Here is a 16,730-nt window from a genome sequence, read left to right as displayed (position 1 = left end):
TTTATTTATTCGGCGTTGCGAACATGCCGAGTCTGTCAGTATCATTCGGGAAAAGATTCATCCCAGCGATACTAACCGCCATATCGGCTGATTTCAAATCTAACTCCACCTGTTTACCTACATCGTTCGGATAAAGCCAGCCCTTCCTGATCATTAAATCGGATAACTCACCATGTAAGTCAATAGATTGCTCCATTTGCTGGTACAATGCTTTTCTCAATGCGGGATTCGCTGTTTCAGATAATGCAATACCATAAGTATGAATCCCACTTTTGATAGAGAGTAGAAAATCTAGCGCGAAAGAGGAATCAGCCATTTCCGGCATATGTTCAGCGCCTTGAGGATCTAAAAAATCCATTTCCATTTAAATTTCACCTCATTTTTCATAGTTTGTTCGGGCTTGTGTATAAAATCCCTTTAGCTCGTTTATAGCAGCTATAGATTGTTGTACGTCTTTTTCCATTAATGCTTTTAAGTCATTGTCAAAGCAAATTCCTTGCATTAATTTTGATCTCATTAAACCTATTGTTTTAAAATTTAAAATTTCATGCGTTTCCATGGTTTCATGAAATGCCAAGCTTTCATTTTCCATACGTTCACCTCCCTAATCTATATAACAAAAATAACTTCCCCAGTTCATTTGTTAGTTATACGGATTATTGACAGATAGGTAGTTTATTTCGCAAAATACACGTTACCTTTGCAAATGATGATGTATAAAAACTTTTGTATTACAAAAGATATGTAGGTGAATTCTCAAAGAAAAGGAGTGAAAAATCATGACGAAGAATTTAGGTCTGCATGAGACTTTAGAGGCGCACGAAATTTTAACTTTCAAGAGTCTTTGTCTAACAAAGTCCTCTACAATGAGCAGTTTAGTACAGGATACAGAACTACAAAATATTCTATTAAAAGACATGAGCACTGGTACACAAGATATTCAAAAACTGCAGGAAATTCTGACGAATCGAGGGGAACAGTAATGACAAATTTTTTGCAAAATATGGCGGGTATGGGTGGCATGACTGATCAGGTTATTGCAACGGACTTCTTAATATCCGCAAAATCAGGAATTAGAAATATTGCATTTGCCATTACGGAAACAAAAACACCTGAATTGAAAGCAGCCTTAAGAGAACAGCTTCGTGTAGCTGTAGAAAGACACGGAGAGATAAGTAACTATATGATTTCAAAAGGTTACTATCATCCACATGATTTAAGTGAACAATTACAAGTTGATTTAAATACAGCAAATACAGCCCTAAACCTTCCGCAACAATAAAGTCAACTCATGGATGTGAAAACAGACAGATTACACAGAGGTACGGGCAAATAGAAAAAAAGCAATGAATTTCTCAAACTAGAGATACATTGCTTTTTTTAGTGGTATATTATAGCAAGTTCTTATAATAGTAATGTAGATGATCCAACTTATAATAAGCTGTTGTGTTTTACTAATTTTACTTCTTTCTTAATATGTTTAAATCGATTTCTTCATGCCACACATACATAGTTCTTAACCGCACTTTCAAACTGAGCTTTACCGCAATTGTCACAGCGACCACTAACGTATAATCTTCGTAGTCATAAATAATTATGGTGTCCTTTTTTTCCTCTAGAATTTCTTCAGACAAAGTAAAATCTCCCTGTTCAATAGCCCTACGATGATACTCAACACTCAACACTTTAGGGACTTCATCTAGCTGAGAGTGTACAACGACTATCTTTTCCATCTTAGACCCTGGAGAAGATGAGACTTTCCCCCTTTGAGTAGACGTTATAGACCATGTTTTTTCATTTTGCGGATTAAGGTCGTATGCGAAACGCCCAATACCTTGGCAGCCTTGCGAATACTCCCTTCCCGCTGAATCATGCTCTCGATTAGATTTTTCTCCACAGACTTAAATAAGTTACTTTTGGTATCCTCATTTCTTAAGAGTTTTGATAGACTGACTCCCGTATGTTGTTTTGCAATAGGCAAATCCTTCGGTTTTATTACATCGCTTTTAGTGGTTAGGACAAGTCGTTCAGTAATGTTTGACAATTCTCGGATGTTGCCTGGCCAGTGATATGCGCAAAGAATATCCATAGCATCCATCGTAAATGATTTATTCTTATTATATTCCTCATTAAAATTTTGGAGAAAATGGCCGATTAACAAGGGGATATCATCCTTTCGTTCCCTCAATGCTGGAGTCTGGATTGGGATGACATTCAATCGGTAATATAGGTCTTCCCGAAATTCCCCTCTCAGGACCATAGATTCTAAATCCCTATTTGTCGCTGCCACAATTCTTACATTGACCTGAATCACCTTCGTTCCACCGACCCGGGTAAACTGCTGGTCTTGTAGCACACTTAAAAGTTTTGCCTGAAGATATAAGGGGAACTCCCCGATTTCATCCAAAAATAAGGTTCCTTGATCAGCAAGTTCAAATAATCCTGGCTTCCCATCCTTCTTTGCACCGGTGAAGGCACCGGTATCATAGCCAAAGAACTCAGATTCCAAGAGATCCTTAGGGATGGCCCCACAGTTCACTTTGATGAAGGCTCCGGAATCTTTCCGCTTACTTGTTTCATGAATTTCCCTAGCCAAGACATCTTTTCCTACTCCAGATTCACCCAACAGAAGTACTGTTGAGTCAGTTGGACCGATATGGTGAATAAGGTCGATAATTTCCTTCATCATCCGGTTAGAGGTGATGATCCCCCTTTTGGAATGGTGTTGTCGAAGTGATAAAAGTTCCATATAATATTTTGCTGAAAGCCTCTCTATTTCTTCTACCTTTTTCTTCATAATTATCTGATCGGTTATATCATGGGTGATGGATAACACCCGAATCAAACGGTTTCCTCCATCAAAGATAGGAATTGCAGTAACCAAGACAGTCCTTCCGTTCTGATACTGTTGGAAATCGGTCACCGTTTGTTTTTCCTGAATAGCCCTCAATGTGACAGATTTTTTTTGGAAGATTCCACTTTCCACAATATCCCTTATATTCCGCCCAGCATAAGCTTCGCGAGGTAAACCACTTAATTTAAGCATGGACTGATTGACCAATAGAATTTTCCCTTCCTGATTCATCGCCAAAATTCCATCATGAAAATTCTCCACAATTGTCCGATATAATTCTAAATCAGGTATCCTCGTAAACTCCATGTGCTCCTCCTACGATCCAAATTGTATAGTTATAAACCATTTCCAGTAACGCTTATGTGTCACCTGTTAGCCCTTTCTGAAACGGCATCTCTATACAGTACAAAAGACATGTACGATAAGCAGAACAAAACAACGACGAATATGAATCTCAATATATAACCGGATCCAACACGAACAATAATTAGATAGTAATGTACATAGTTCTTTAGCGTATCGCATTGAGGGTAACCCCAAACTCTTTCATCTTTTTGAGAACCATTGTATGAGTGACACCTAGGGCCTTACCAGCTTTTCGCACTGATCCATATTTTTTCAGGGCTTGGATTAGCGCTTCCTTTTCCAGATCGACCAGGTTGCCTCCTTCTGCAGGACCGTAACAAGACAGCTTGAGGATTTGCAAGTCTACCTCAGGTTTACCTTCTTGAATCTTCAGTTTATTTTCTTTCTCGTTATATTCACTTACTATATTTGGAAGATGTTTCAATTTAATGACCTTGGCACGGCAGGTAAGCACTAGTCGTTCCACTATATTGGATAACTCCCGAACATTCCCGGGAAATTTATACATTAACAATTGATCCACAACTTCTTTTGATAAGCGTTTTGAATATTGATGTTTCTCATTAAATTTTTTCAAAAAATAACCAAGTAGCGGAGTAATATCATCCTTTCTTTCCCTTAGTGGAGGAATTGTTATTGGTATGATATTCAACCTATAATAGAGATCTAGCCGAAATGTTCCTTCCTCCACCATTCTTTCCAAGTTTCGATTGGTTGCAGCAATAACCCTTACATTAATTTTAATAGTTTGTGTTCCTCCAACTCGGATAAGTTCCTGTTCCTGAAGAACCCGCAGGAATTTTACCTGCATGTCTAATGGCAACTCCCCAATTTCGTCAAGGAAAAGAGTTCCGTTATTGGCCAATTCAAAAATACCCTGCTTACCTGCCTTTTTTGCCCCTGTAAAAGCACCCTGTTCATATCCGAACAACTCTGCCTCTAATAGATTAGGAGGAATCGCTCCACAGTTTACTTTCACGAATAATCCTTTTTCATAACGCAAGCTGTTTTCATGTAGCACTTTGCCAATGACCTCTTTCCCAACTCCAGATTCCCCCAGCAATAATATAGTAGAATCGGATGATGCAACATGATAGACAAGATCAAGGACATCTAGCATTTCTTGGCTATAGGCTATCACTTCTCCTGAACTTTTTTTTTTTTGGATGCGCACCTGTTTGAGCTCGGTTGGGTAGCGCGAAGGTAAATTCTTGGATTCAGCAAGTTGCTCCTGAAGTCTATTTAAGTCCGAGACGTCCCTGACGTTTGCCAGAACCCGGATCAATTCTCCTTTTTGGTTGCAAACCGGCGTAGCTGTAACCAGAGTATATATTCCAGTATTTTTATACTTCTGAACATTTGTATATGATCTTCCTGATTGTAGCGTCTTCATCACCACTGAATCATTCAGAAATAGGCCTTTATCCACCATATCGTTCATGTGCGCCCCGACCATTACCTCCTTGTTCAGTAAAGTGATCTGTTCAAACTCCTTATTGATATGCAGAATATAACCTGTCTCATCTGTTATCAATATTCCATCATAAGAATTGTCTATAACTAGCATCAACTTATTTAATTCATCCTGCAGGCAACGATGAATCTCATTCCATTTGATACTGCCGTAATAAATCCCTTCCTTTACAACAGGAATAATTTGGTGGGTGTTGGAACACGGTAAGCCGTAAATCACTTCCGTCCCGTCGACTGAAACACAGTCTTTATCAATGTACTCTTCGACGAATCGGTTTGAATCAGTATTTAGTAAATCCCTTGCATGAATTATTCCTATGAAATTTTGACCCGACAAAACAGGAATCTCATTTAATTGTGAAGACTTCATGTATTCAGCCGCTTTCCAGATAGGATCTGCACTTTGAACGACAGGAACATTTTGTTCAATACGATCTAACCAGTTCATGTATATCACCTTTTTATAATTTTCGAACAGATTAAGGATATTTGGAATTGTTTCTAGTTAAATAGATGTGTAGAAATGAAGCTCTTATATATGAGGACGGATATGAAAATTAACCTAATAAACACCATCGTGAATAATATCAGTAGAGTAAACAACCTCTTAAAACAATAATATTATTACTCTTCAAATAGGTATAACTGTATACCATTCGATAGTTCATTGGTCAACTAAGGATAGAAGATTTTTCTTTTTATTATTTTAAATATCCAAAGGTGTAAGTCCCTGTAAGGAAGTCAAAAGGAACAAAAAAAAGATTGTAGAGAGAGTAATACCACGCTTTCTCTACAAGCTGGGAAGAACAGATTCAGGGGTTTCTCAACACCTCAGTTGACTTACTATCCATTATTTACTTTCCTTTAAAAATAGGTTTTCTCTTTTCTACGAACGCATCTACGCCTTCTTTAAAGTCTTCTGTTGTGCGAAGGAGGCCGTAGGCTTTCCCTTCCATTTTCAATCCGACTCCCAGCGGACTTTCTTCAGAAGCGTTCAACACTTCTTTTGCAACACGCTGAGCAAGCGGAGAAAATTGAACAAGCTCCTCAACTAACGAATCCACTGTTTGTTGAAGGTCCCCTTTGGACACTACTTGTGTTAATAGACCCCATTGATATGCTTCATTTGCAGGAATTTTTCTGGCACGCATGATCATGTCCTTTGCTCTTGTTAAGCCCACAATCTTTGCAATTCTCTGTGTACCTCCACTCCCAGGAATCATTCCTAGGTTCATTTCTGGAAGGGCAAGCAGGGTATCTTCCCGTGCAATCCTGAAATCACAGGCCATCGCAAGTTCTAGGCCTACACCGAACGTATACCCCTGCAGCTGAGCGATGACAGGTTTTGGAGAGCGTTCAGGAGCAGCCACGTTTTCGGCTAAATGGGAAAGCTTTTCTTGATGGGTCGCCATAAATTCCGGGATGCTTCCTCCTGCACTGAAGCATACATCTCCTGCTCCTTTGAGGATAATGACACGCACTTCATCATCTTGATTCAAACCATCAAAAATCTCTGTCAGCTGTTCTCTGCCGAGCATACTGATATAATTCATTTTCTCTGGACGATCAAACACGATTGTTGCCGTTTGTTTTTCTGCATTTTTCTCTACCCGAATATGGTCATACGTTTGTTCTGTTATAGTCATATGTTATTTCCCCTTTTCTATTTAAGATGAGATCGCTGTTTTTTTATTTACAATCGTTTTCTCGATGGCATTAATGATACCGTCATATCCCGTGCAGCGGCATAAGTGGCCAGAAAGCATTTCTTTGATTTCTTTGGTAGAGGGATCTGGCTTTTTTTCAAGATAATCTGTTGTAGACATTAAGATACCAGGTGTACAAAATCCACATTGAAGACCGTGGCATTCGACAAAGTTTTTCTGTAGATCTGTCAACTCACCATTATTTGCTAACCCTTCAACGGTTTTAATTTCGTCCCCATCTATTTGTACAGCAAACATGAGACAACTTCTCACAGCTGTGCCATTTACGTGTACGGTACAAGCACCACAAACACCGTGTTCACATCCAACATGTGTTCCAGTCAGTCCGCATACATCTCGGATAAAATCACTTAATAGCATTCGTGATTCCACTTCTTCTTGATAGACTTTGCCATTAATAGTTACTTCCACTTGATGACGTCCCATTTCTCTACCTCCTTGCCCTTTCAAAGGCTTGTGTTAACGTACGCTTCGTTAAAACTTTAGCAAGATGTGTTCGATACTCTGCTGAAGCATGAAGATCTGATTCGGGCTCAACTGCTAATTCTACACTTTCAACTATTTTTCCTAGCAAAGAATCGGACAGTGTTTCCCCTATCATGAAGTCTTCTGCATCCTCTATTAACAAAGGAATGGCCTCAACTCCGCCAAGGGCTAATCTTATGGATGAAATCTTGTCATGATCATCAACTGTCATATAGCAAGAAGCAGCAACTAACGCGAAGTCCCCATGCCTCCTGGCAATTTCCTGAAACGAATACCCTCGTCTACCTCCAATGATTGGAATATTAATCCTCGTTAAGATTTCTGTAGGCATAATATCTGTCGTCAAATAAGTAACAAAGAAATCTTCTGCACTAACGTTTCGAACCTCATCCTTTGATGCAATTTGCACTGAACCGTTCAGTGTTAGCAAGGCAAGCGGGAGCTCGGCACTTGGATCGGCATGAACAATGCTTCCGCCTATAGTTCCCCTATTCCTTGTTTGCACATGTCCAATTTGGGTAATTGCGTCGGTTAATAGACCGCAAGTATTGGCTACCATTTCAGATTCTTCTACTTTACTTTGTCTTGTTAAAGTGCCTATTTGAAGTAGATTTTGATTTTCATCATTTTTAATATAATCTAGTTCTGTTAAGCCATTAATATCAATTAGGCACTTGGGTGAGGCAAGTCGCATATTCATAATGGGAACTAAGCTTTGCCCACCGGCAATGATCTTTCCATCTTCACCGGCTTCTTCTAAAAGATTCAATGCTTCATTTAGTGTGGTAGGTTTATAGTAATCAAACTTTGGTGGTTTCATAATTCCCCTCCCCTTCGGTAATCCTATTTTTATGAGATTCAGAATATTTGTTTAAGGAGCTGTCACTTTTTCCTTTGCCTCACTGAGTAACTTCCAAATGCGATTAGGACTTAATGGTAGCTCATCGATCATAATATCTAAATGGGCTAAGGCATCACTTACGGCATTGGCAATCGCCACCGGTGCACTCATGGTATTCCCTTCACCCAGGCCTTTGGCTCCTAAAGGAGTAAGAGGGGACGGAGACTCCGTATGTTTAATCGTTACATTAGGGATTTCTGGAGCAGTTGGGCATAAATAATCCATAAATGACCCAGTTAAGAACTGTCCATTCTTGTCATAAGCTAATTCCTCGTATAAAGCGCCACCAACACCATGAGCCAGACCACCCATGATTTGTCCATCAGCAATCAACGGATTTAAAAGCTTTCCAGCATCATGAACGGTGAAATAATCTATTATTTTCACTTCTGCTGTATCCGGATCAATTTCCACGGTCACCATATCAGCAACAAATCCGTATGTGACAGAGGAATTGATCAGGTCGTTATCATCCGGTGGTTCTGCAGCCTGAGGTGTATAATAATGAGTTTCATAGATTCCTGGTTCCATTCCTTCAGGTAATGCAAGCGGATTCCAATGTGCTAGACCCGCAAGGCGCTTGATAGGAAACTTTTTAGCAGGATTATCCCTTACGTAAATGAAACCCTCTCCCAGCTCGAGCTCAGAGACGTCTACACCAAGTTGAGAGGCAGTAATGTTAAAAAGTTTTTTCCTTACCTTTTGGGCTGCATAATAAATAGCGCTTGAACCTAACGAGGCAAACCGACTTGAATAGCTTCCTGAAGCGATGGACCAAGGACTAGTCGCTGTATCAAGTTCAGCGATTATATTTATTTGTTCCCTTGGTACCCCTAAAACTTCAGATACAATTTGGGCTGCCACAGTCTCGTGTCCTTGACCTGTTGGTGCAGTGCTAATTCTCACGTTTACACTTCCTAACGGATCCATTGAAACAGTAGCCGCTTCTGATGCCCCTGATTTAGGTAAGGATTTCGCTCTTTCTTCTGGTGTTAAGGCAACCGTGATATATCCCATATTTGATCCGGATGGTTCGACGATACATGCAAGGCCGACGCCTAAAATTTTTCCGCTTTTACGCGCTTCTGCTTGTTTTTTTCTAAAGTTCTCATATTTCCCCGTTAAAAGGGCGAGTTCAAATGAATTCTCATAATCCCCACTGTCGTAAATTCCACCCGATGCTGTTGTGAATGGAAATTGTTGTTTTTTAATCAGGTTTTTTCTAATCACTTCAGAGTGGTCCAAAGAAAGTTCTTTTGCAATAAGCTGCATAATTCTTTCGAGGGCAAAGTACTGCTCCTGTCCCCCGTAACCACGGATTAACCCGGTAGGTGACTTGTTTGTCATGACTGCAAACGCTTCAATATTTAAATTTGGTATATCGTATGCCCCGGTTGAGTTGGCATGGTTACGGTATAAGCAGGCTGGTTCTGGTGCGCGAATATAAGCACCAACATTATCCATCAATTTCATTCTTAAACCGGTGACCTTGCCATCATTTTTGACGGCGGCTTCAATGTAGGTCACGCGATCTGTTCCGCTCGCACTTGATGAAAGATGTTCCTGTCGATCTTCTATCCATTTAACTGGACAGCCGAGAAGTTTACTTGTGATGGAACAAAGAACGATATATGGGAAAAGCCCTGCCTTTATTCCATAACTTCCCCCAATATCCTTTGGAATGATCAGTCTTAATTTATTGCTGGGGACTTGTAAGGATTGAGCCATGATTGCCTGAATAATAAAGGGTCCATGAAAATTAGCATGAACATTATACTGATTATGAGCAGAATCATAGTTTGCAACCACACCATATGTTTCAACAGGGGTAGCCGTATATTTCGGAAACTTATATTTATGCTTGACGATATGATCTGCTTCTTTAAAGGCTTTGTCTACATCTCCATAATGGAATTGACGATGATTGGCGATATTCGACCCAACATTTTCATGTAAGATCGGTGCATCCTCTTGTACCGTTTTCTCAATATCTACAATGGCTGGTAACTGTTTATAAGAAACTTTAATCTTTTCCATTGCGTCTTCGGCAGTATAACGATCCTTGGCAACTACAATGGCAACAGGTTCTCCAACATACCTCACCTTTTCGATGGCAAGAGGAAAATACTTAACTGGTGCCGTAACCCCAACACTAAATGGTTTTACATGGTCTTTTATGTCTTGACCGGTTACTACTCCCTTTACTCCCTGCATTTTTACCGCTTCGGTTGCGTCTATGGAAATTATATAAGCATGAGGATGTGGACTACGTAAAATTGCCGCATAGCCTGTATTTGTTGTGTTACCAAGATCATCAATATAAGTTCCTTGACCGGTTAGTAGCCGTTTGTCCTCCACCCTCGTAGCAGACTTACCTATTACCTTTGTCATGTACAACCCCCCTCTTTTTAATCAATCTTTGATAATCGTCTATTGTGTCAACATCCGGAATAATGTGCTGATTCATTGGTGCATATACAACTTCCCTGCTAAACTTTTGAATAACGGACTTTCCACCACTATCTCCTTCTACCTGAAAAAGATGATGAAACATATCTCGTTTGAATAAAACAGGATGCCCCTTCTCGTTGTTAAAAAAAACCGACTGAACGATGGATGGCCTATTCTTTACTTGGTAGGTTTCAACAATTCTGTTTATTGATCCTTCATCCATTTCAGGCTGATCGCCTAAAAGAATAACCATGGCCTCTACTTGTTGGGGTAAAGCTTCCAGTCCGACTTTAATCGAAGTAGACATACCTAAATGTGAATCATGATTCTCTACCACATGTTTTATACCAGGAACAGATACCGCCTCTACCAACCCATTCACTTTTGGATTTATCACAACAACCACCCCATCAAGTACTGAGTGTAAACACGTTTCGATCACATGAAGAACTAGTGTTTTTTGTTGATAGGGCAAAAGCATTTTTGGAGTACCCATTCTGGTTGATAAGCCCGAAGCTAAAATGATCCCCCAGACTTCATGATTCTTATCATTGATAAGCAATCACTCTCCTATGATCTCTAGAGGTGTACAAAAGTTCCTTACCCTTCGTTTGTTTTAAATGCATCGAATTACCACCACGATGAACATTAACCAATTCTGCAGCAATACTGATAGCAATTTCCTCAGGAGTTTTTGCACCAATATCAAGGCCTATAGGACTATAAATACGGTTTAACTGTATTTCATCAATAGTGAAACCGTGGAGCAACTGGTTTGTTCTGGTTGTTGGTCCTAACACTCCGATATAGGGTACCGATGAATGTAACAACGATTTTAGAACCAATTGGTCTTGAGTAAAATTGTGGCTCATCACAATAGCATAACTATGTTCACTTAATGGAACGGAAGTGGGGTGGTCTCGTTCATAGCATATTAATTCATCGGCTAAGGGAAAATTTCTTTTATTAACAAAGCCCGGTCGGTGATCTAATACATTTACAGTCCAGCCTAAATTTTTAACCGTCTTTACCAATGGAACAGCGTCTGGTCCTGCACCAAATATGTAAAGGGTAGGAACCGGCGTAATATGGTCATAGAAGACTTCACTGTTATCTTTCATCTTGAGATCCATTGGTTCCCCAATTTGTAAATTGGAGTGAACCCATCTCTCACCGATCTTAGATTCTTCTTCATCACGAGTTATGGTTGCTATGATAATGGGCTGACTTGTTGTAAAAGCCTCTCTCATTAACTTGCTTCTTTCATGGTGACCAACAGGATCAAATAGCTCTATAAAAATCTCAATGGCTCCATTACACCCTACACCCAAGCCCCAAATTTGGTCTTCTTCGCCCCTGAAATCGTAATGGATTTTTTTGGGTTTTCCTGTCTGTAAAACTTCTTTTCCGTGCTCAAGGACATCACCTTCCACACATCCTCCACTTAACAAGCCTATTAACTCTCCATCTTCAGCAAAAAAACATTTTGCCCCTTCTTTCTGGTAGGTTGAACCTTCGACACGTATGACAGTGGCCAGAATTCCTCTTTTCTTTTCTCTGACACACCTGTCCATCTCATTTATTATGGTAATCATAACCACCCCTCCCAAAGTGAAAAAATATTTTTTTCAATTGATATCTTTTTTTCTTTCCCAGAAAAAATGCTCTCGATACTGAGTTGGAGTTTTTCCTTCTATTTTCTTGAATGTTGTTGCAAAGTAACTGGAATTTGCAAAACCGGTGTTATTAGCAATAACATCAATTGGTAGTGAAATCATTCTTAACATATTTTTTGCCTTCTGAACACGAATCCAAGATAAGTATTCTACAAATGTCATCCCTATTTCTTCCTTAAAGGATTTACTAAAGTAGGATGGGCTTAAATAAACCCTATCAGCAATATTTTTAAGAGTAAGACATTCATTGTAATGTAACTGAATGTATTGTACGGCACTTTGAATCGGTTTTCTTAAATCTAATTCGAATTCACCTTCATTTTTAACCGTCTGACTTATTTCCATTTTAATTATTGGTTTTAAAACACGATCGAATATGTTCAAAAGCTGGTTTTTAGTAAGCGGTTTCAATAAATAAGCTGAAAAACCCGCATTAATGGCTGATTGGACGATTTCAAACATTTTTAACCCTGTAATTGCAATGATGGGTAAGTCTGGATAGATAAGTAGTACGTTTTTCCCAAAATCTATGCCATCCATGTTCGGAAGTGAAACATCCATTATAAGCGCACTTGGACGGGATTGTTTAAGCATCATCATAGCCCGTTGTGCGTTATTAGCTTCATAAATACGAAGAAAGTTATAGTCGCTATTTTCAACAATATGACGAATATTGCTTATACAGCTTTGGTCTGTATCAACAATTAGCAGCTCTGCCATAGGACACCTCTTTACTTCTATGTAAATCTATTATAAAAATATTCAGAAATAATTAGTTTTAATTTTTTAAGATGAGAGTTATAAAAATTTAACCACTTTGACTAGAGTTAGAAAATACATCTTTTCAACACTCTCAGCGGAGAGATTTATTTTATATCAGCCTACAGAATCGCTTTGATTTTGTAGTGCCTCAAAATCACCCTCACGTAATTTTCGGCGTAGGATTTTCCCAACGGGGCTTTTTGGCATTTCCTTAACAAATGTATACTTTCTTGGTCTTTTATAGTTCGACATGTTAGGATACCTTTTACAAAACTCATCTAACTCTTGTGCTGTAACCGTTTCGTTTTTAGAGACAATATAGGCGGATACGATTTGTCCCAATCGATCATCCTTCTCTCCAATAACGATAGCTTCCAAAACGTTTGGATGTTGTGACAGACAATCTTCAATTTCTAATGGATGAATATTTTCTCCCTCACAGATAATCATATCGTCAAGCCGACCAACAACGAATAAATCGCCGTCTTCATCAAGAAAACCAATATCTCCTGTAAAATACCAACCATTGCGCATCGCTTTAACAGTAGCATCCGGGCGATTCCAATACCCCTTAAATGCTTCATCGGAATCTAAATTTGAAATTATTTCACCAATTTCTTCTTTCCCAACTATATCTTCGGGAGTAGAACGACCGTCGGGATCTGCCTTTACAACACGAAGATTTTGGTGAATACCTGGTTTACCAACACTGCCTGGCTTTTCAGATACATTAGGACAAATAGAAAACGTATATACTTCTGTACTGCCGTAATGATTTACAAATACCTTTGGTTTAAGTAACTTCACACATTGATTTACTAATGTAGTGGTCATTGCAGCACCTGCATATCCAACTTTTTCAAGCTTGGATAGGTCATATTTATTGAAGTCTGGATGTGTTAGCATATCATGATAAAGCGTAGGGATTAAATAAAGGGAAGAGATTCTTTCTCTGTAAATAATCTCAAGAGCATCTCTAGAATCAAAGTCTGGCAAAATAGCAATTTTTCCATTTAATAACGCCATGGTAAGCAGTGAACGAACGCCCATTGTATAATAAAGCGGCATTACTCCTAGTGTACTTTCCCACAACTTGTACTGGTTTTGGACGATATGTGCCATCGCTGAGGCATATTCATTCCTATGGGTACGTGGTACTCCCTTTGGACGTCCTGTTGTTCCTGACGTGTATAACATGATCGAAATATCATTTTCATCTAAAGTAGGCTTTTGATAGCTACCTGGGCTTCGGTCTACTAGTTCAGGATAAGAAATATCTACACCAATATAATTCTCATCACCTATCAAAATTGGCCTTTCAGAAAAGTTCGATCCTAATACGGCATTTTGACTGGCTGATTCATAGACGACAGCTTTCGCTTCAGCATCGTTTACACAATACTCGACCTCTTTAGTGGATAATCGGTCATTAAGCGGAGTATAGATCGCACCAAGTTTTTGTAATGCCCAATAAATGATTACATTTTCAACTCGGTTCTTTAAGATGACTACAACACGATCCTGCTTCTGAATGCCTAGACGCTGCAAAGAGGCTGCAATTTTTTCTATTTCCTGTTGTAATTGGACATAAGTATAGCGTTTTTGGTCTTGAACTAAAGCGATATGGTTTGGGTAGCGCTCAACTGCAAAATCGAATAATGTACCTAAATTCATTTTACATCTCTCCTTTTCCCCTTGAGTTGTGCTTATCTTATCTAAATCACTTTTTACTCGTTTTTTAATTCTAAGAAAGGCCAGTTTTGGTTTTTTAGCATGGAGGCTGTTGCGGGTATTATCCTTGAGTCAGTTGATTCCAAGGCCCCACACCCTTTACGATTATTCGATAAGATATAGATTTACAATCGAGTAGTCACCCTTCACTGCACCACAACTATAGAAATATCAGCTTAATACATATTTTCTATTTTCTTTAACAATCTCTATTTTTTTGCACCCAATGATGCATATTTTAAACACCTCTGGATCTACTCCCTAGACTGTTCAATTTCTGCTGACAATTTTAAACTCCCTATACCTTCTATCATGAATACCCCCTCACTTTATATTACTTTACTAAAATAACATATGATAGAAGAGTTATGTTTCAAAAAATGATTTTAAAATTAAGAATGCATCTTTAAATTTATTAATAGACATAATAATCGATAACTTACTTTTGGTATTCAATATTTCACTTTCCTCATATCAATATTTTCCTTAGTACAAACAATGTACCTATATTGAATCTATTAATACTGCAAAAAACAAGCCAAGTTCCATTTATAAAAAAACCTAGGCTTCCTGTTCCTTATAATTCCATCTAGAAAAGGTAGTTTAGTTGTTTTGATAGTGGTTTTAAAGGAAAAAAACAAAGCATGAAGCCGTTTATTTTTCAAGAGACTTTGCAGGTCTTTTTTACCCAGTGAATCAAAGGCATACTGTTCAACATGAATTCAAAAGTTTGACTAATACTTTTTGTACAGGTTTGCTTACAATCACATTGAATAGAGGAGAATATGAATAATAACTTGTAGGAAATGAGCGAAGTGTTTTTTTGATTACCCATGTTGAAAAGGCTGACACCAAAAGGTCATGCACAAAGCCTTTTGAGTCAGCCACAATTTTTTCATATTTTTTAGAAGTCTATATCTCCTTCAAGATGAACTGATTGAATCAATTTATCAGGATTTATGTAATCATCTAGATTACATTCATTGTAGCCGGGAATTTGAACTCGTAAGTATTGCATTTCTTCACTGTCTAAGGGGATTGTACAGTCAAATCCCATCTTCGAGCCCACTCCATCGCGTGTTGACGGGTCAAGCTTCGAACTTTGTGCTTCATGAACTACCACTAAGTCTCTGTCTGCTTGAAAGCGGGTTGCGATTGCCCATTCCACTTCTTCCATATTAAAAATATCAACCTCTTCATCCGTTACGACGACATGTTTAATATCAAAACTGTTAGCAAGTGCTGCTAAAATTGCATTTTTGGCTTCACCCTCATTTCTTTTATTAATGGAAACAATGGCATGATACCGACATGTTCCACCAGGGCTCATATGAACCGCTTTTACGGATGGAACTGTCTGTCGAATGCTCTGAAAGAGACTTGCCTCACGAGGGATGCCACCAAGCAAAAGATGTTCGTAACCCGCAGGGACAATGGTATAAAAAATCGGGTTGTTACGGTGAGTGACAGCCGTAATCTCAATCACCTCTTTGTCACTGCGTGGTCCATAGTATTTTGGGAATTCTCCAAAAGGGCCTTCAGGCTCTCGAACATGTGGAAGAATTTTTCCTTCTAACACTATTTCCGCGTAGGCCGGTACATCGATATCTACCGTCTCACAACGAACGACTTCCAACGGTTCCCCCCGAAGGGCGCTTGAGATTTCCAGTTCATCTACCCCGAACGGAGTACTTGCTTGTGACGCCAGTAACGTCACCGGATCGACCCCAATGACTATCGCACACTCCAGTGGTCTTCCCGCCTCTTCAGCCTGTTTATACAAATGAAATGTATGGCGAGGCAAGATTAGGGCTCCTATCTTATTTCCCCCGGAGATTTGGAGGCGATGAATCGAAACGTTCTGCTTTCGAGTTACTGGATCCCGAACAATAAACAACCCAGCTGTGATGTAATTACCTGAATCTTTCTCATGGTGTACCGGAATTGGTAACATCTTCATCAAATCGATATTATCCAGAATAATATTTTCTTTAATTGGCGCTTGTTGTTTGTTTAGTGCTCGACAAGGAACGGGAGATGCAACTGCTTCGGTAAATTTTGAAATAACGCCATATTGGTCTGTTTCCAACGCCTCTGCAAAATCTTCACGTGTTGAACAAATTCCTGATACAACCGGAACCTGATAATCTTCTACACTAGTAAAGTATGTTGCTTTTTTGCCATCTAATTTCTTAGCTATTTTTGCGATTTCATACTGTAAGCTAACTTTTCGGTCAATTACAGCCAACCGATGAGTTGCTTGCAGATGCTCAATCCAGGTGCGAAATGTCTTAGCTTTCATA

At 39.0% G+C, this 16,730-nt stretch carries 16 protein-coding genes; 2 read left to right on the top strand and 14 right to left on the bottom strand.

Translation table 11 applies throughout. From position 1 onward, the window contains the following. Nucleotide 1: 1 nt before the first annotated feature. Both ACSR9O_RS24635 and ACSR9O_RS24630 read right to left on the bottom strand, forming a co-directional pair. Nucleotides 2–364 carry a spore coat protein gene (locus ACSR9O_RS24635; RefSeq protein WP_048682441.1) on the bottom strand — a complete coding sequence of 121 codons (363 nt, stop codon included), beginning with the start codon at nucleotides 362–364 and terminating at the stop codon, nucleotides 2–4. A gap of 12 nt (nucleotides 365–376) precedes the next feature. Further along, nucleotides 377–592 (bottom strand): spore coat protein, encoded by a 216-nt coding sequence (locus ACSR9O_RS24630; protein ID WP_137020448.1) that lies wholly within the window; start codon nucleotides 590–592, stop codon nucleotides 377–379. A gap of 187 nt (nucleotides 593–779) precedes the next feature. Here ACSR9O_RS24630 and ACSR9O_RS24625 point away from each other — a divergent pair, with 187 nt between their 5' ends. After that, complete coding sequence (locus ACSR9O_RS24625) at nucleotides 780–983, top strand: hypothetical protein (protein WP_098371985.1); 204 nt, start codon at nucleotides 780–782, stop codon at nucleotides 981–983. Continuing rightward, nucleotides 983–1,282, top strand: coding sequence for a spore coat protein (locus tag ACSR9O_RS24620; RefSeq protein WP_095394806.1), 300 nt, complete (start codon nucleotides 983–985; stop codon nucleotides 1,280–1,282). The genes ACSR9O_RS24625 and ACSR9O_RS24620 overlap by 1 nt, the downstream gene beginning before the upstream one ends. A 178-nt stretch (nucleotides 1,283–1,460) precedes the next feature. Here ACSR9O_RS24620 and ACSR9O_RS24615 read toward each other — a convergent pair whose 3' ends face one another. From ACSR9O_RS24615 to ACSR9O_RS24560, 12 genes are all read right to left on the bottom strand, one after another. Further along, on the bottom strand, nucleotides 1,461–1,733 hold the full coding sequence (locus ACSR9O_RS24615) for a hypothetical protein (RefSeq protein ID WP_491725267.1): 273 nt from the start codon (nucleotides 1,731–1,733) through the stop codon (nucleotides 1,461–1,463). A gap of 44 nt (nucleotides 1,734–1,777) precedes the next feature. Then, nucleotides 1,778–3,160, bottom strand: coding sequence for a sigma-54 interaction domain-containing protein (locus tag ACSR9O_RS24610; protein WP_491725266.1), 1,383 nt, complete (start codon nucleotides 3,158–3,160; stop codon nucleotides 1,778–1,780). A gap of 205 nt (nucleotides 3,161–3,365) precedes the next feature. Continuing rightward, nucleotides 3,366–5,141: a sigma 54-interacting transcriptional regulator gene (locus ACSR9O_RS24605; RefSeq protein ID WP_491725265.1), complete on the bottom strand. Its 1,776-nt coding sequence runs from the start codon at nucleotides 5,139–5,141 to the stop codon at nucleotides 3,366–3,368. Nucleotides 5,142–5,547: 406 nt separating this feature from the next. Then, nucleotides 5,548–6,339: an enoyl-CoA hydratase/isomerase family protein gene (locus ACSR9O_RS24600; protein ID WP_101225175.1), complete on the bottom strand. Its 792-nt coding sequence runs from the start codon at nucleotides 6,337–6,339 to the stop codon at nucleotides 5,548–5,550. Between the two features lie 21 nt (nucleotides 6,340–6,360). Next, nucleotides 6,361–6,846 carry a (2Fe-2S)-binding protein gene (locus tag ACSR9O_RS24595; RefSeq protein WP_101225176.1) on the bottom strand — a complete coding sequence of 162 codons (486 nt, stop codon included), beginning with the start codon at nucleotides 6,844–6,846 and terminating at the stop codon, nucleotides 6,361–6,363. 4 nt (nucleotides 6,847–6,850) lie between these two features. Beyond that, a complete protein-coding gene (locus ACSR9O_RS24590; protein WP_491725264.1) occupies nucleotides 6,851–7,726 on the bottom strand; it encodes an FAD binding domain-containing protein in 876 nt (291 codons plus the stop codon). A 51-nt stretch (nucleotides 7,727–7,777) separates the two neighbouring features. Further along, a complete protein-coding gene (locus tag ACSR9O_RS24585) occupies nucleotides 7,778–10,198 on the bottom strand; it encodes a xanthine dehydrogenase family protein molybdopterin-binding subunit (protein WP_491725263.1) in 2,421 nt (806 codons plus the stop codon). Next, nucleotides 10,179–10,820, bottom strand: coding sequence for a nucleotidyltransferase family protein (locus ACSR9O_RS24580; protein ID WP_491725262.1), 642 nt, complete (start codon nucleotides 10,818–10,820; stop codon nucleotides 10,179–10,181). Before ACSR9O_RS24580 ends, ACSR9O_RS24585 begins: the two co-directional genes overlap by 20 nt. Further along, complete coding sequence (locus ACSR9O_RS24575; RefSeq protein WP_491725261.1) at nucleotides 10,807–11,853, bottom strand: XdhC family protein; 1,047 nt, start codon at nucleotides 11,851–11,853, stop codon at nucleotides 10,807–10,809. The genes ACSR9O_RS24580 and ACSR9O_RS24575 overlap by 14 nt, the downstream gene beginning before the upstream one ends. Before the next feature lie 33 nt (nucleotides 11,854–11,886). Beyond that, entirely contained in the window at nucleotides 11,887–12,654 is a 768-nt protein-coding gene (locus ACSR9O_RS24570; protein ID WP_095395893.1) for a response regulator transcription factor, read from the bottom strand. 156 nt (nucleotides 12,655–12,810) lie between these two features. Continuing rightward, complete coding sequence (locus ACSR9O_RS24565) at nucleotides 12,811–14,370, bottom strand: AMP-binding protein (protein ID WP_491725260.1); 1,560 nt, start codon at nucleotides 14,368–14,370, stop codon at nucleotides 12,811–12,813. Between the two features lie 961 nt (nucleotides 14,371–15,331). After that, nucleotides 15,332–16,729 carry a UbiD family decarboxylase gene (locus ACSR9O_RS24560; protein WP_095395888.1) on the bottom strand — a complete coding sequence of 466 codons (1,398 nt, stop codon included), beginning with the start codon at nucleotides 16,727–16,729 and terminating at the stop codon, nucleotides 15,332–15,334. Nucleotide 16,730 lies beyond the last annotated feature (1 nt).

It is taken from the genome of Peribacillus sp. B65, assembly GCF_058513295.1.
This window is presented reverse-complemented; position numbering and strand designations above follow the sequence as displayed.

Coding starts and splice junctions, on each gene's coding strand:
- ACSR9O_RS24635 (WP_048682441.1), bottom strand. CDS start 364: ATGGAAATGGATTTTTTAGATCCTCAAGGCGCTGAACATATGCCGGAA.
- ACSR9O_RS24630 (WP_137020448.1), bottom strand. CDS start 592: ATGGAAAATGAAAGCTTGGCATTTCATGAAACCATGGAAACGCATGAA.
- ACSR9O_RS24625 (WP_098371985.1), top strand. CDS start 780: ATGACGAAGAATTTAGGTCTGCATGAGACTTTAGAGGCGCACGAAATT.
- ACSR9O_RS24620 (WP_095394806.1), top strand. CDS start 983: ATGACAAATTTTTTGCAAAATATGGCGGGTATGGGTGGCATGACTGAT.
- ACSR9O_RS24615 (WP_491725267.1), bottom strand. CDS start 1,733: ATGGAAAAGATAGTCGTTGTACACTCTCAGCTAGATGAAGTCCCTAAA.
- ACSR9O_RS24610 (WP_491725266.1), bottom strand. CDS start 3,160: ATGGAGTTTACGAGGATACCTGATTTAGAATTATATCGGACAATTGTG.
- ACSR9O_RS24605 (WP_491725265.1), bottom strand. CDS start 5,141: ATGAACTGGTTAGATCGTATTGAACAAAATGTTCCTGTCGTTCAAAGT.
- ACSR9O_RS24600 (WP_101225175.1), bottom strand. CDS start 6,339: ATGACTATAACAGAACAAACGTATGACCATATTCGGGTAGAGAAAAAT.
- ACSR9O_RS24595 (WP_101225176.1), bottom strand. CDS start 6,846: ATGGGACGTCATCAAGTGGAAGTAACTATTAATGGCAAAGTCTATCAA.
- ACSR9O_RS24590 (WP_491725264.1), bottom strand. CDS start 7,726: ATGAAACCACCAAAGTTTGATTACTATAAACCTACCACACTAAATGAA.
- ACSR9O_RS24585 (WP_491725263.1), bottom strand. CDS start 10,198: ATGACAAAGGTAATAGGTAAGTCTGCTACGAGGGTGGAGGACAAACGG.
- ACSR9O_RS24575 (WP_491725261.1), bottom strand. CDS start 11,853: ATGATTACCATAATAAATGAGATGGACAGGTGTGTCAGAGAAAAGAAA.
- ACSR9O_RS24570 (WP_095395893.1), bottom strand. CDS start 12,654: ATGGCAGAGCTGCTAATTGTTGATACAGACCAAAGCTGTATAAGCAAT.
- ACSR9O_RS24565 (WP_491725260.1), bottom strand. CDS start 14,370: ATGAATTTAGGTACATTATTCGATTTTGCAGTTGAGCGCTACCCAAAC.
- ACSR9O_RS24560 (WP_095395888.1), bottom strand. CDS start 16,729: ATGAAAGCTAAGACATTTCGCACCTGGATTGAGCATCTGCAAGCAACT.